Below are 14319 nucleotides of genomic sequence, written 5' to 3'. Positions count from 1 at the left end.
GAGGGCCGATGAAAATGCATAACCAGTCCGTGGACAAAATGCGCTTTGCCCGCGCCAGTTCGATTGTCGTCTTCACCGTGCTGTTTGCGTGGCTGCTTCTCGGTGCTTTCCGAAGCATGGTCGTCGACCCGCAGACAACGCTTCAAGGGTTTCTGAAAGCGGTTCCCCTCGGGGTGGCCTCAAGCTACCACGACCAGATTTTCCTCGCGAGCCTGACCGCGGTCGCTCTGTCGTGCCTGTTTGCCGCGAAAGCCAGCCGATGGGCAACTGGCGCTATCCTCGCTCTGTTCTACTCTGCGCTGGTCGTCTCGATCTGCTGGGGATTCGCAAACATCAATCTGGTCAAAATCCTGGGTGAGCCGTTCACCTTCCAGTGGCTGGTCTACGGCGATTTTCTCCAGAACGAGGACGCCAAGAATGCAATGGGGGATGCGTTCAGCCTGTTCGATCTCTCGATCATATCCATCTCGGGGCTGTTGACGCTTGCCCTCGGGCAGGCGGCCGCCCGACTTTCACTCAAGCTTGCGCCGGTGATCCAACGGGTCGTGCTTGCCGCGGTCGTCGTGTGTTTCGGCGCCGCGCTCTACAGCACGCGCTCCTACGTGACGGCGGAAGCCCTGCCGGCCGCGAAGATCGAGAACCCGATCGTCCATTTCGCGGAATCGGCCATGTTCAACGAGACGCCCGTCGTCCTGACCATGAAGACGAGCACCGACAACACCGATGTCGCCACGGTCGGTGAACGTCCGCCCGAAACATCGCGCTTCAAGGCGCCTTCACCGAATTCGATAAAGAACGTGCTTGTTTTCATGATGGAATCGGTGCCCGCACGATATGTGGAGACCTTCGGAGGCAAGTATCCTGTCACGCCGACCATAAAGAGATATGCCGATAGATCGATTCGCTTCGACAATATCTATGCGAATGCGCCGTCCACCAATTATACGTTATTCTCGCTGTTTAGCTCGATGTACAACGACATTTCGTACTACGGAATGACGTACAGTCACCCATACCTCCGGCTAGATTCTATCTCCAATACGTTGTCGACAAGCGGCTTTCGCACGGCCTTCTTCTGGAGTGCGGATTCACGCTTCCAGCGCGTCGATGAGTTCCTGCTCAATAAAGGTCTTGACGTCGTCCAGGATTTCAGAGGGCAGAAGTGTGCCGAGCCTACGTTCAAGCTCAGTACGAAGGAATGGAAGAATTTCGACTACATCAGCGACTTCTGCTCCGCGCAATCGATCTCCGACTGGATGAATGCCGATCCGGAGAAGCCGTTCTTCGGCATCATGTTCACGGCGATGACCCACTACCCCTACATCGTCAACAATCCCATGTTCTCGGCGCGCGCACTCTCATCCGTATCCGGCACTGAGACGCACTATGCCGACGACGAGAAGTTCAATGCATATCTCAATGCGTTGAAGATAGGCGATGCAGCACTCGGAAATGTCCTCGATTCCCTCGATCGGTCCGGCAAGCTGGATTCGACGCTCGTGGTCATCTTGGGAGACCATGGCGAGGCGTTCGGCGAACATGGCACCTACGTCCATGCCAGCGCGCTCTACGACGAGAACGTCCATATACCACTCATCATGATCAACAGGCATCTGTTCCATGGCGACCTCGATCATTCGGTCGGCGGGATCATCGACATCGCGCCCACGATCCTCGACATCCTTGGCCATCCGCTTCCGAAGTCATGGCAGGGCCGCAGTCTGTTCAGCGAACAGCGCCCGAACAGGACATTCTTCTTTGCGCCTTGGAACGGATATCAGTTCGGCTATCGCCAGAACGACAGCAAGGTCCTCTTCAATTCCTCCACCGGGAAGCTCGAACAATATGATCTCAAGTCCGATCCCGGTGAAAAGGCCAATCTTTTCACCGGTGACGTGGGCGCCCGGGACGCCTTGATCCAACCGATCGCACGATGGGTGCAGTCGCAGAGGCGTCGAGTTGCCGACATGGTTGCCTTCCAGAAGAAAGACACCTCACGTTGCGCCGCTACCAATATCGAGTTCGACGCTGCCGGCACGAACTATCGGGGACCACCGACGCTTGACGTCCTGGTCAACGGCAAGGTCATCAGCCGGTTGGATATCCGGGGCAAGGAGAGCACGGCATCGACACCCCAAGCCATCGTCAAGGAGCTGCAGGAGGCGTCCTCCCATACCACGCCATTTGACGTCGATATCAGCAGCGTGCCGGATCCCCAGAGGATCGAGCTTCGCTTTGTAAACGACCTTTGGGCCGGAGACGCAAAGGGCGGTGACCGCAACATTTTCATCAAGGATGTCAAAATAAACGGACAAGTACAGGCTACCGCCAAGCTCCATATCGAGGAGAAAGATGCCGGCTCCATCGACGACATCGGAGCCAGCCTCTACGGCAATGGTGCGATATGGTTCGATGGTCCGTTCGTCGAGGCCTGTCGCTAGAACAATTGTTCGCGCAACGACCGGGTCGCCTTGCGCAATAGTTCAAATTTGAATCGTATCCGATGTTGCGCCGCAAGATCGCGCTCATCATGTCGTTTGCGCGAAATTTAATAAGTACCGTTTAATATTAAGCCACGATGCGGATGGCTTCTGGCCGTTCGCGCCGCGCGAAGGCCAAGGAAAGAGAAGTATATCCGCGCTGAAGAAACGCCTATTTCGTGGCAGGGGACGAGAATGAATAATTTCATGAATGCAGAAGTGACTATCGGCAAAAGGTATGCTTGCGCCATTGTCGCCATTGCACTGGCCTCGATGGTGTCCGGTTGCCAGAGCATGGACACGATGAAGACCAGTTCGGTCGGCATCACCCCGGCAGCCCACATCGCCGCCAAGAAGGTGCGATACCTCAAGCAGCAGCGCTTGCATCGCGTTCACCGCAAGTCGCTGACGCAGATGTCCAGTGTGATGCGCATCCGCGAGGAGGCCTATGCCGCCTTCGTGCGGCCGCAGCGTGCTCGCCTGCCCGTGCCGGTCAAGATTTCCTACAACATGGGCGGCGTCGGTCCGCTGCTTGGCCACTCGCCGTGGATCTGCGGCCCGAGCGGCTTCGGTCAGCGCTCGGCCTGCCGGGCGCGCTAAATTAGGCCGGGCAGTTTCGCAGCCCCGGTGTCACGACGTGATCGTGGGGCACGGGGACGGTTCGCCGTCAGCGTGCCACCTCTTGCCCTCCGGTCGCCCGCGCGTTGCGGTGCCGGCGGACGGGCGGTGGGAAATCATTTCCGGCGCGGCGTCGCCTTGACGGCCGCCGGCTTGCTCGGCCAATGCCAACCGTCGCCTTCGCCATGCGAGGGCTGTGGCCGCGCCACATAGGCGAGCGCGCCATTGGCCTCGAGATAGACGCGCGACAGCATTTCGGCGAGCACGCCCGACGTCACCGCCTGCAGCCCGGCGATCACCAGGAAGAAGCCGGTGATGAGCATCGGCCTGGTGCCGATATCCTGTCCCCAGAAAACCTTGATCGCAAACAGATAGGCAAGGATCAGCGAGCCAAGCACGCCGAGCACGATGCCGATGCCGCCGAAGAAATGTCCGGGCCTGGTGCGGTAGCGCAGGAAGAAGAACATGAAGACGAGGTCCAGCACCACGCGGAAGGTGCGCGAGATGCCGTATTTCGACTGGCCGTGGATGCGGGCGTGATGCGTCACCACTTCTTCGGAGATGCGGCGCGGCGTCGTCACCGTCGCGAGCCACGCCGGGATGAAGCGGTGCATCTCGCCATAGAGCCGCACGCTGCGGATGACGCTGCCGCGGAACACTTTCAGGCTGCAGCCATAGTCCTTGAGCTTAACGCCGGTGACGCGCGCGATCAGCCTGTTGGCGATGCGCGAGGGCAGGCGCCGCATCCAGAACCCTTCCTTGCGGTCCTTGCGCCAGCCGGCGACCAGGTCGAGATCCTCGGTCAGCAGGCGATAGACCATGCGGGGAATGTCGAACGGATCGTTCTGCAGGTCGCCGTCGAGCGTCGCGATGACGTCGCCGCGCGCGACGTCGAGGCCGGCCTGCATAGCGGCGGTCTGCTTGTAGTTGCGCACCAGCTCCACGCCATGCACATGCGGCCCATATTGGGCCGCCAGCCGCCGGATCTCGGCGGGAGTGGCGTCGGTGCTGCCGTCGTCGACCAGCACCACTTCCCAGGGCTGGCTGTAGTTTTCCATCGCCTGATGGATCCGCACCAACAGCGGCTCGACATTGTCGGCCTCGTTGTACATCGGGATGACGATGGAGAGCTTGTGCTCGGGCATGACGGCGCCCTCGGGCAATCCGGAAGCCGGAATGGGAAGCACGTTCATGGCGGTCATTTCCTTGCCGGTCCCGCCGTCGGGGTTTCCGGCAGCGTCGATTTCGAGGGGAACAGCCAGGCGATCGCACCGGTTGCGACTGCCGAGCAGAGGATGAAGAGATGCAGCGCCAGCGCCGCCTGCAGGCCGTCCTTCATGGCGATGCCGGAATAAAGCAGTGCCGCCGCCGCGCCCGCCTCATAGGTGCCGAAGCCGGCGACGCCCTGTACCGGCAGGATGGCGGCCGCCTCCGCACCGACAGCACCGGGAAAGGCGGTCTGGAACGAGGTGTTAAGCAGCATGGCGAGCAGCCAGCCCTGCACGCCGAGCTTCAGCGCCCAGTTGGCGATCGTCCACCACCAGCCATAGCGCGAGCGTCCCGTCGCTTCGGTGAAGATGTCGCGCAATTTGCCGAACTTCGAGACGATCCTGCCGCCGGCCGTCCAGTTATGCGGCGCGCGTGCCCAGCGCGGCAGATACCAGGCGACGGCGATCAGCGCCGCGATGCCGGCGGCCCTGAGCGCCGGATGCAGGCCCGGCCAGACCAGGCAGGCCAGCACGCCGACGACGAAAGCGTCCTGCAGCCTGAACCATAGCAGCGAGGCGCTGGCGCGCATGATCGATACCCCGAACACCTGGCGCAAGAGGATCGGGAAGGCCGTCTCGCCGCCGCGGAACGGCACGACGTTGATCATCGCATTGTGGATCAGGATGACGCGAAGCACGGCGCCGAAGCGGCCGTTCACGTCGTCGCGGAACTCGTCGCAGACGCGCAGCGCCCTGAGCACATAGGTGACGAACAGCGCCGCCGCGACCGCCGCGAAAGCGCCGGGCGTGATGCTGGCGAAGGCATCGCCGACCATCTTCCAGCGTTGGTCGCTGGCAAGCCACGCCAGCAGCGCCAGAGTGACGACTATCGATATCGCTCGCTTCAACCAATTCTCCGATGGCGCCACCGCCGCGTTGGTGCGGCTTGTCCGGTGGCTCGACAATTCACGCCTTTATCGCGGATTGCTTCGCCGGCGCGCCTTGAGCGGCGCGCCGTCACGGGGCGCGTGATCCTATAGACCAGCATCGTATCCGAATCCACAAGCTTGGTCGCAGTCTTGCCAAGGTGGTCGATCATCCCGTCATGATGTTTTACGCCAGCATCGATGGATCAGGCAGCAACGACCTGTCGATCATCGCCCCCAGGCATCAGCGCATGGGCGAGCGCGGCCGCATGCGCACGACCTCGTCCCAGCAGAGCGCGGTCAGCCTGTGCAGCGAAAACACCGTCACCATGTCGAACAGCGCGCGTCACCTGTCATCTAAGGCCGCCCCTCTGGTCGAAGTTGTTTTGACGCAACACATCGCCAAACAGCGTCACAACAACACAAGATTGTAATATCCGTGGTCAGCTAAGGGTTTGCGGCGACCACTTAGACTTGGAATGAGTTGACATCGCAACGCGCGCCGCTGTTAATAAGTTCAAGGGCGCTGACCGCGCCGCCATCGGGCCGACAGGCCCGGGCATCGTGACGGATCGCGGAAAGCCCGAAGAAACTCTTCCAGATCGTGATTCCTCGACCTGGCCTTGTCAGGGTCGAGAGGGGGCTATGGATATGCGAGCAATCATCGGGACGACAGCCAGGACCACTTTGCCATCCAAACCGGGTTCGGTCGCGCCGGGCAGGGGCGGCAAGCCTATCAGGCGCGTTTGGACGGTTTTGCTCATGGCCGTCTGCGGCCATCTTGCCTTGTTCAGCACCGCCGAAGCGACCAAGAGCAATGCGCCTGTCGAGGTGGCCGCCAAGCCGGACATCGCTCCGACGGCCTTCGAGTTGCAGCTGCTCTACGCCGATCGCACTTGGAACTGGGAAAATGGCGCGGCCTATTTCGGGATGGATCGACACCTCCAGGCATGGACGGCTGGACAGGACTCATCCGCGGTCGCCGAGGGCCGCTGGCTGGTGACCGACACCGGCAAGATGTGCATGGAGCTTGCCTGGAGATCCAAGACATACAAGACCAAGCCGCGGCGCACCTGCTACAGTCACCGTGTCGAGAACGGCAATATCGAGCAGCGCAAGGACCCGGACGGCGCCTGGTACGGTTTCAAGCACGCCAAGGACGATCCCGCCGACGAACACCGGAAGTTCGAGGCGGGCAACACCAAGGGCGCGCAGTTCGATGAGACCCGCAAGCTCATCGACACCAAGAGCTAATGCATGCCGCCCAGCGGTCTGGGGCAACGACTTCATCAAAGAAAGACTTAAAGCGCGTCGCCTGAATCCGGTTCAGCGTGACGCGCTTTAGAGCAATTCCAGGAAAAGTGTGATCGGTTTTCCGTTCGGAATTGCGTAAAAACAAAGAGATAGAGCGTTTCGCCGTTTCCGTGAAACGGTGAAACCTTCTAGGCGTCGAGGAAGGCGCAGGGTGAGCCCCGGGACCTCCAAAAATGGTGGCTCGCTGAGCCGGCCTTAGCCGAACTCAGCGAGCCCACGCCCCGACACATTACTCACAGGGCCGACCGCCGGCCTTGCGGGCCGGCGTTTCTGATTGACGTTCGCGCCACGCGGCACGCGCAATGCGCGCGGTAGGGCGGCCGAAGCGCCGGAATTGAGCAAGGCCGGGCCGAGCCCGAAGAAGGGGGCGGCCGTCCTGACGATGGTGTCGATGTCGGAAAGTTGTGCCACAAAGCCCAGCTGCTCGCGGGCAAGGCTGGGGTCGGCGAAAAGCCCTGCCGGGTCGCCAGGACGGCGCGCCTTGTACATGACCGGGACCGGCCGCGATGCGATCCGCTCGACCGCCTCCATGATCTGCCTGATCGAGACCCCGCGGCCGGTGCCGAGGTTGGCCGCAAGGCTTTTGCCGCCGGCCTCGAGATGCTGCAGGGCCTTGAGATGCGCCCGGGCGAGGTCGCTGACATGGACGTAGTCGCGCACGCAGGTGCCGTCCGCGGTCTCGTAGTCGGTGCCGAAGACCTCGATCGCCTCGATCATGCCGGACGCCGCCATCAATACCCTGGGGATGAGGTGGGTTTCCGGCGTGTGCCATTCGCCAAGCTCGCCGTCGGGGTCGGCGCCGCAGGCGTTGAAGTAACGCAGGATTGCGTATTTCGTGCCGTAAGCCGAGGCATGGTCCCTGATGATCTGTTCGCCCATCAGCTTGCTACGGCCGTAAGGGCTGATCGGGTTCTGCGACGAGGTCTCGCGCACGGGCAGCGTCTCGGGCATGCCATAGGTCGCGCAGCTGGAGGAGAAGATGATGTTGCCGATGCCGTTCGCCCGCGTGGCCTCGAGCACGGCGATCGTGCCGGCGACATTGACCGAATAATAATCCGCGGGATCGCTGACCGACTCGCCGACATAGGCAAGCGCGGCGAAATGGATGACCGCCTGCGGCCGGTGGATGGCGATGGCTCGCTCGAGCGCGTCGCGGTCGCGGATATCGCCGACCACCAGTGGGCCCCAGGCCACCGCCTTCTCGTTGCCGCGGCTGAGATTGTCGTAGACCACGGGCAGATAACCGGCCGCGGCCAGTTGCTTGCAGGTATGGCTGCCGATGAAGCCTGCGCCGCCCGTCACCAGGATTGGGCGGCCACTCATAGCGCCAAAGCCTCGCCGGAGGACAAATGGCCTCCGCGGGAGGTCCCGGGCTGCTGGCGGCCCAGCAGGGCTTCGAAATAGCCGGCGGTGTAAGCCAGCCCCTCGCTCAGCGCGATCTTTGGCTGCCAGCCGAGCTGTTGCTCGGCAAAGGTGATATCGGGCCTGCGCTGCCGGGGATCGTCGACCGGCAACGGCCTGTGCACGATCCGCGAGCGGGAATTGGTGTAGTCGAGGACGAGTTCGGCCAGTTCCATGACGGTGAATTCGCCGGGGTTTCCGAGGTTGACCGGATGTTTCGGCGCCGCCGGCGACCGCATCAGCCGCACGAACCCTTCGATGAGGTCGTCGACATAGCAGAAGGAGCGCGTCTGCGTGCCGTTGCCATAGACGGTGATATCGTCTCCGCGCAGCGCCTGGACGATGAAGTTGGACACCACGCGTCCGTCATCGGGCTGCATGCGCGGCCCGTAGGTGTTGAAAATGCGCGCGACCCGGATATCGAGGCCGTAGGTTCGCGAATAATCGAAGAACAACGTTTCGGCCGAGCGCTTGCCTTCGTCGTAGCAGGCGCGCGGGCCATGGGTGTTGACGTTGCCGAAATAGCCTTCGGGCTGCGGATGCACCAGCGGATCGCCATAGACCTCGGAGGTCGAAGCCTGGAATATCTTGGCGTTGTGGCGCCGGGCGAGTTCCAGAAGGTTGATTGCCCCTAGCACGCTGGTTTTGAACGTGTGGATGGGATCGGCCTGATAGTGGGGCGGCGAAGCTGGACAGGCAAGGTTGTAGATCTCGTCGACGGCGATATCCATCGGCAAGGTATCGACAACGTCGTGGCTGACGCAGGTGAAAGAGGCGTCTCGCGCGATGCCGGCTAGATTGTATCTTTTGCCGGTGTGGAAATTGTCCAGGGCGATGACTTCATAGCCGTCCGAAAGCAGCCGCTCGCACAAATGAGAACCCAGGAACCCCGCTCCGCCGGCGACCAGGGCCCGGCCACGATCGATACTCTTTCGACCCGACCGGACTGGTTTCAGAACTTTGATGACCTTATTCATGGCAACCTCGTACGCACACACGCTACCGTTCCGGGACGGGCCTTGCCCGACCAGGTCACAAAGGCGATTCCTCCGCATATGCGGAACCGCCTGCACTGATGTGCGTCGTAAGTTTCTGAGTTTTGCGGGGCTTGTTGCTCTACGGCTTGTCTCCGCCGCTAAGCGTCCCTTGCGCCCCTAAGTCGCGATCCACGAGTCGGTTGCCACCACCGCAGACTGCTCGCCCAAATTGCACACCCAACACATACAAAGATATACCTGTGTCGAGGGTAGTCAACTAAATTAGCGTTTCGTTAACCTCGCAGCTTAGCGAGTGGTTAACCGTGAAGGGTGTTCACCTGGTTCGTTAGCGATGAAAAGCTGCTTCCAGGCCGCCTTGTGACCGGAGCCGCGTTCCATCGAATTGCGCAAGCATGTCGGGAGAGGCCTTCGGCCTCATGCTCCGAGCCTCGAAGCAACACCACTAAGACGCGTGGTCGAAATTGTCTCGTCGTGTCTAGATGTTCTCGGCAGGCGCCCCGGCACTTCTGGCGAAGCAATGCGATTGCTGTCCAAAGCCGCTCGGGCCGCAAATAAAAGCAGCGTTCCCAAGATAAGGGTTGACCCTTACCACGGGGCGAGACAGGTTCTTTGTCAGGGTGGGTCGGGTTGGTTTCAAGTCGATCAAGGCGGCGTTGCCGCTTTGCGATACGTTGAATGAAGTCGACTGGCCGAAGTTGAAGTATTGGCAACCGGAAGTTGCCACCAACGTTCCCAAAACAAAAAGACGGGGCAGGGCCTTGGTCGGCATGCGAAAATTCTTGTTGGGGTAGGGCCGGCTTAAGCCGCGATAAGCCATGGGCATGAAGTAGTATCCCCTCGGCAAGTGGCGCTTATGTTCGAATCATTGATCAGCCACCCACCCAACTCATTATGGCAAAGCTGGTTAATTTAGCGATAGCTGTTTTGAGCTCTTCCACGGATTTTCTGTTGCCGCAAGAGGGTGGGACGCTTGAAGAGCGGACACGGGGCTGGCCGCGGCCAGAAAAAATGGCCCGCGTGGCCGCGGGCCATTTCGTCATCTCCGGTGTCTGGCGTCTGAGCCCTTACTGCCCGCCCATCTCTTTCTTGAACTGGTCGAAATCGACCTGCATGCCGTTGAAGATGGTGCTCCAGTGGCGCGTCAGCGCCGACATGGCGACGGCCTCCTGGATCTCCTGGTCGGTGGCGCCGGCGTGCTTGGCGTTCTCGGTGTCGGACCAGATGCAGTAGCTGCACGGGATCTGCGCCGCGACCGCCAGCGAGATCAGCGACTTTTCCTTTGGCGTCAGCGCTGTCTTGTCGCTGAGCTCGATGGCCTTGACCTCGGCCCAGGCGCCGGGCAGACCGGCTTTCGGGAATTGTTTCACGAAGCTCGGCACGCCGCCCATCGTCGACTGGATATCCTTGAGGGCGGTGTCGTAATCATCGGCCCGGGCAGGCGCGGAAGCGAACACTGTGGCAAACACGCCCGCGGCGGCGATGAGCGAGGCGGAACGAAGGCAGGAATGCACGGTTGAGACGATGCGAATGACTGACATGATGTTCTCCTCTGGTTTTTGTTAGCCTTACGATGTAAGGTATGTGGAAGATGAACCTTACAGTGTAAGTTGTCAAGCGCAGCCATGGATGCATCGAGCAAAAAAAAGCGGCCCCGCGGAAAGCTGTCCCGCGAGATGATCGAGGACGCCGCCTTCGAGGTGATCGAGCGGGAAGGGCTTTCCGGCTTTTCGATGCGCAAGCTCGCCGCCAGGCTCGGCTGCGAGGCGATGAGCATCTACCACCACTTCCCCTCGCAGGCGCATCTCTACGAGGCGCTGGTCGACCGGCAGATGAGCGGGCTCGTCATTCCCGACGACAGCCTGCCCTGGCGCGAGCGGGCCCGCATCGGCATGCAGGAGTTCCGCCGCGTCGCCACCGAGCATCCGGCCTTCGCGCCGTTCATCGTCGTCTACCGCATGAATTCGCCGCCCTGCCTCGCCAAGCTCAACGCCATCATCGGCCTGTTCGAGGATGGCGGCTTCGGCCCCGAGCTCAGCGCCCGCCTGTTCCGCGCCGCCGGCTATTATCTGATGGGCGCGATCCTCGACGAGACGGCCGGCTACGCCAAGGGGCCTTCGGCGGTCACCACCGTCAGCGCCGAGCAGTTGGCGCGCGACTATCCGAGCGTCGTGAAGGCCGGTGCCTATTTCGGCACCGGCGGCTTCGACAAGACTTTCGAGCTTGGCCTGGAAATGTTTCTGGACGAGATGGAGCGGGTTCGCGAAGCTGCCCGAGACAAAAACCGCTCGTAAGGGCGGCAGCCGCCAGCCGAAAGAAAACAGGTTTGAATGCGCTTCCTCTCAGTCCTTCTCCTCATCGCCGGTGCCGCCATCGGCATCTTCTATCCCTGGGCGATGAGCAATTTTTCCGGCCATGCGATCGGCATATACCGCGTCTATGAGGGCGGCCGCTTCCGGCCCGTCACCGTGCAACTCGCCGCAAGCGACGCTCCGGTGCGGGTGCTGGTCGACTTGACCGCGCGGGCCGAGCGCGTCGCGGGCCAGCAGCGCACGGTGCTGACGCTGACCGCGGCGAGCGGCGGCCGCACCGCGCTGGCATCGGCGCTCTCCTTCAATCACACCGACAATCCGCGCCAGGCCAGCCCGCAACTGCCCGACAAGATCTTTCGCGACGAGGCCGGCGTCATCGATAAGGTTACGCCCGGTCCTTACGTCTTCACCGTCGGCCCCGGCGATGCCGACGGCATCGACATGCGGGCGGTCGATCTCATCCTGCGCGCCGGCACCGGCTCTGTCGACGAACGCGCGCAGCCGGCAGGCTATACGCTGATGGGTGTCGGCCTTGCCGGGCTGGTGCTGTCGCTGCTCTTTGGGCGCCGCGGCGGCGGCCGTCCGCAAAATCCCAATTCACAGCCGCCGCCGCGCTGGGGCCGCAACGGTTCGCCACGAGCATGATGCCGAAAAGTGTGAAGCGGTTTTCGGTCGACATCATGCTCCTTAGAGGTCGGCGCGCATGAACTATCGCCACGCCTACCACGCCGGCAATTTCGCCGATGTCGTCAAGCATGCCGTGCTCGCGCGCCTCGTCGAATATCTCAAGCAGAAGGACAAGGCGGTCCGCGTCATCGACACCCATGCCGGCATCGGCCGCTACGATCTTGCCTCGGTGGAGGCCGGCAAGACGGGCGAGTGGCAGGGCGGCATCGGCCGGCTGGCCGAGACGACGCTCGAGCCAAAAGCGGCGGTGCTGCTCCAGCCCTATCTGGAGGCGGTGCGCGCGCAAAATCCCGGCGGCGGCCTCAAGCGCTATCCCGGCTCGCCGCTGATCGTGCGCCATCTGCTGCGCAACCACGACCGGCTGACCGCGATCGAATTGCACCCCGCGGATGCATCTCGCCTGAAATCGGTTTTCGCCGGCGATTTCCAGGCAAGGGTGATCGAGCTTGACGGCTGGCTGGCGCTCGGCGCGCAGCTGCCGCCGAAGGAAAAGCGCGGCCTCGTCCTCATCGATCCACCCTTCGAGGAGGAGGGCGAGTTCTCCCGCCTCGTCGAGGGCCTGCAGAAGGCGCATCGGCGCTGGCCGGGCGGCATCTATGCGCTCTGGTACCCGATCAAGGATCGAAGGGCGGTGACCGCTTTCCGCGCGGCGCTGAAGGATACCGGCATCCCGAAGCTGCTCGACATCGCCTTCGAGATACGGCCTGCCTCGGACGAGCCCAGTCTCGATGGCAGCGGGATGGTGGTGGTCAATCCGCCCTACACGCTGGAAGGCGAATTGAAGCTCCTGTTGCCCGCCCTCCACAAGGTGCTCGCCGTCCGGCAACCGTCGCGCTGGTCGCTCGAGTGGCTGGCGGGCGAGTAGGGTCGACCGCGCCGCTTAGAGCAATTCCAGGAAAAGTGCGTAGCGGTTTTCCGTCCGGAATTGCGTAAAAACAAAGACTTAGAGCGGTTCGGCGATTTCGTGAAACGCCAGCGCCGAGGGCGTTACACCGGTCAGCCGCCGGCTTTCGCGGATCAGATGCGCCTGGTCGGCATAGCCGGCCTCGATGGCGAGCAGCGCGGTCGAGGCTTCGCCCTGCTGCCGCTGCAGGCGCCGGAAGCGGTGGAAGCGCAGGATGCGGTCGAGCGTCTTCGGGCCATAGCCGAAGGCGCCCTCGAAGCGGCGTCGCAGCGTCCGTTCGCTCATATGCAACTGGCGCTGCAGGAATGGAACCAGGGGCGTTTCCGGCGACAGGCCCTCGTCGAGGACACCAAAGGCCCGATCCATCTGCGGGTCGAGCGCATTGCCGCCTTCGGTGCGCATGCCGACCGTCTCTTCCAACTGCCGCAGCATGGCCGGCAGATCGGTCGCAGCCTTGATGCGATCCGACAGTTCGCGGGCACGCGTGCCCCATAATTCCTGGAGGTCCAGCCGCCCGCCGACGATTTCGCTGGCCGGCACGCCGAGCCAGCCGGCGGCCGCGCCTGGCCGGAAGCGGAAGCCGACGATCACCGCGCCGGCCGGCGGCGTCTCGATCTGCGGCTCCTTGTCCGGTCCGGCCACGCGGAAGCGGCCGTCGATCCATTGCAGGTCGATCGTCGCGTCAGGCGTGATGACGATGGGCGGAACGGCGCGCTCGTCCATGCGGTGGACCCAGATCGCCGAGAAGGCATCGGCCAAGCCTTTGCCGGCGGGCCGTTCCCGGAAGAAACCGGTTGTCTGCGCCAGGACCGGTTGCATCTCTTCTCCGATCTGCTCCGGCGGATGCCGGGTCCGTGCGGGTCATTTGGCCGAAATCTTCAAGGCCGGCCATGTCATCCATGGCAAAACAGACGCAACCTGATGGCGCCCATCGGCGCGTTTGCCAACCAGGTCCGATTTCGGACGTTGGTTTCGAATATAGAAAGGAGTGAGAGAAATGAAAGCTCGCATCACTGTATTGACGCTCGGCGTCGATGATCTGGAGGCCTCGCTCAAATTCTATCGCGACGGCCTCGGTCTGCCGACCGAAGGCATCATCGGCCGCGAATTCGAGCATGGCGCCGTCGCCTTCTTCGATCTCGCCGGCGGCCTGAAATTCGCCATCTACGAGCGCGCCAACATCGCCTGGGATGCCACGGTACCGCAGAGCGGCCGCAGCCCGACCGAATTGACCATCGGCCACAATGTCGGCAGCGAGGCCGAGGTCGACACGGTGATGGCCGAGGCCGTCAAGGCCGGCGCGCGCGTGGTCAAGCCGGCGCAGAAAACCTTCTGGGGCGGCTATGCCGGCTACTTCCAGGATCCCGACGACCATCTGTGGGAGGTCGTCTACAACCCGGCCTTCGTCCCAGAGGACTGAATGGAGCGACGCACGTCGTCGAAAGGAGGCCGCCATGCCTGTTCAAACCGTTCA

14 protein-coding genes and 1 pseudogene are annotated in these 14319 nt (G+C 62.3%); 7 read left to right on the top strand and 8 right to left on the bottom strand.

Annotated features, from left to right (window positions below; all coding sequences use genetic code 11):
* Positions 1 to 8 precede the first annotated feature (8 nt).
* Both AC0YKC_RS19330 and AC0YKC_RS19325 read left to right on the top strand, forming a co-directional pair.
* Complete coding sequence (locus AC0YKC_RS19330; RefSeq protein WP_488512180.1) at positions 9 to 2441, top strand: sulfatase-like hydrolase/transferase; 2433 nt, start codon at positions 9 to 11, stop codon at positions 2439 to 2441.
* Between the two features lie 234 nt (positions 2442 to 2675).
* Positions 2676 to 3080 (top strand): hypothetical protein, encoded by a 405-nt coding sequence (locus AC0YKC_RS19325; RefSeq protein WP_320327839.1) that lies wholly within the window; start codon positions 2676 to 2678, stop codon positions 3078 to 3080.
* 134 nt (positions 3081 to 3214) lie between these two features.
* On the opposite strand, the gene AC0YKC_RS19320 is transcribed toward AC0YKC_RS19325, so the two are convergent.
* The 3 genes and pseudogenes from AC0YKC_RS19320 to AC0YKC_RS19310 form a co-directional block, all read right to left on the bottom strand.
* Positions 3215 to 4291 (bottom strand): glycosyltransferase family 2 protein, encoded by a 1077-nt coding sequence (locus tag AC0YKC_RS19320; RefSeq protein ID WP_320296323.1) that lies wholly within the window; start codon positions 4289 to 4291, stop codon positions 3215 to 3217.
* Between the two features lie 5 nt (positions 4292 to 4296).
* Positions 4297 to 5214 (bottom strand): lysylphosphatidylglycerol synthase domain-containing protein, encoded by a 918-nt coding sequence (locus AC0YKC_RS19315; RefSeq protein WP_488512179.1) that lies wholly within the window; start codon positions 5212 to 5214, stop codon positions 4297 to 4299.
* A 208-nt stretch (positions 5215 to 5422) separates the two neighbouring features.
* Positions 5423 to 5575, bottom strand: a pseudogene (locus tag AC0YKC_RS19310) (glycosyl transferase); the annotation flags it as partial.
* A 419-nt stretch (positions 5576 to 5994) separates the two neighbouring features.
* On the opposite strand from AC0YKC_RS19310, the gene AC0YKC_RS19305 reads away from it, so the two are divergent.
* On the top strand, positions 5995 to 6486 hold the full coding sequence (locus tag AC0YKC_RS19305; protein ID WP_434721936.1) for a DUF995 domain-containing protein: 492 nt from the start codon (positions 5995 to 5997) through the stop codon (positions 6484 to 6486).
* 255 nt (positions 6487 to 6741) lie between these two features.
* Here the strand turns inward: AC0YKC_RS19305 and galE are convergent, their stop codons facing one another.
* The 4 genes from galE to AC0YKC_RS19285 all read right to left on the bottom strand — a co-directional run bounded on the left by galE (position 6742) and on the right by AC0YKC_RS19285 (position 10483).
* Entirely contained in the window at positions 6742 to 7869 is a 1128-nt protein-coding gene (gene galE, locus AC0YKC_RS19300; protein WP_488512178.1) for a UDP-glucose 4-epimerase GalE, read from the bottom strand.
* A complete protein-coding gene (locus tag AC0YKC_RS19295; RefSeq protein ID WP_320296319.1) occupies positions 7866 to 8924 on the bottom strand; it encodes a UDP-glucuronic acid decarboxylase family protein in 1059 nt (352 codons plus the stop codon). The genes galE and AC0YKC_RS19295 overlap by 4 nt, the downstream gene beginning before the upstream one ends.
* A gap of 496 nt (positions 8925 to 9420) precedes the next feature.
* Positions 9421 to 9768 (bottom strand): hypothetical protein, encoded by a 348-nt coding sequence (locus AC0YKC_RS19290; protein ID WP_434721938.1) that lies wholly within the window; start codon positions 9766 to 9768, stop codon positions 9421 to 9423.
* Between the two features lie 241 nt (positions 9769 to 10009).
* Positions 10010 to 10483: a carboxymuconolactone decarboxylase family protein gene (locus AC0YKC_RS19285; RefSeq protein ID WP_488512177.1), complete on the bottom strand. Its 474-nt coding sequence runs from the start codon at positions 10481 to 10483 to the stop codon at positions 10010 to 10012.
* A gap of 135 nt (positions 10484 to 10618) precedes the next feature.
* Between AC0YKC_RS19285 and AC0YKC_RS19280 the strand changes: the two genes are divergently transcribed.
* Genes AC0YKC_RS19280 through AC0YKC_RS19270 form a run of 3 tightly spaced genes read left to right on the top strand, consistent with a single transcriptional unit; the run spans position 10619 to position 12806 of the window.
* Positions 10619 to 11236, top strand: coding sequence for a TetR/AcrR family transcriptional regulator (locus AC0YKC_RS19280; protein WP_488512176.1), 618 nt, complete (start codon positions 10619 to 10621; stop codon positions 11234 to 11236).
* Positions 11237 to 11272: 36 nt separating this feature from the next.
* On the top strand, positions 11273 to 11899 hold the full coding sequence (locus tag AC0YKC_RS19275) for a hypothetical protein (RefSeq protein ID WP_488512175.1): 627 nt from the start codon (positions 11273 to 11275) through the stop codon (positions 11897 to 11899).
* Between the two features lie 58 nt (positions 11900 to 11957).
* Positions 11958 to 12806 carry a 23S rRNA (adenine(2030)-N(6))-methyltransferase RlmJ gene (locus tag AC0YKC_RS19270; protein WP_488512174.1) on the top strand — a complete coding sequence of 283 codons (849 nt, stop codon included), beginning with the start codon at positions 11958 to 11960 and terminating at the stop codon, positions 12804 to 12806.
* Positions 12807 to 12884: 78 nt separating this feature from the next.
* Here AC0YKC_RS19270 and AC0YKC_RS19265 read toward each other — a convergent pair whose 3' ends face one another.
* On the bottom strand, positions 12885 to 13664 hold the full coding sequence (locus AC0YKC_RS19265) for an AraC family transcriptional regulator (protein ID WP_488512173.1): 780 nt from the start codon (positions 13662 to 13664) through the stop codon (positions 12885 to 12887).
* 178 nt (positions 13665 to 13842) lie between these two features.
* Between AC0YKC_RS19265 and AC0YKC_RS19260 the strand changes: the two genes are divergently transcribed.
* On the top strand, positions 13843 to 14265 hold the full coding sequence (locus AC0YKC_RS19260) for a VOC family protein (protein WP_434721943.1): 423 nt from the start codon (positions 13843 to 13845) through the stop codon (positions 14263 to 14265).
* Positions 14266 to 14319 lie beyond the last annotated feature (54 nt).

Source organism: Mesorhizobium sp. CNPSo 4661, from assembly GCF_057784215.1.
The sequence above is the reverse complement of the archived record's forward strand: the minus strand, read 5'-3'. Positions and strand labels throughout refer to the sequence as shown.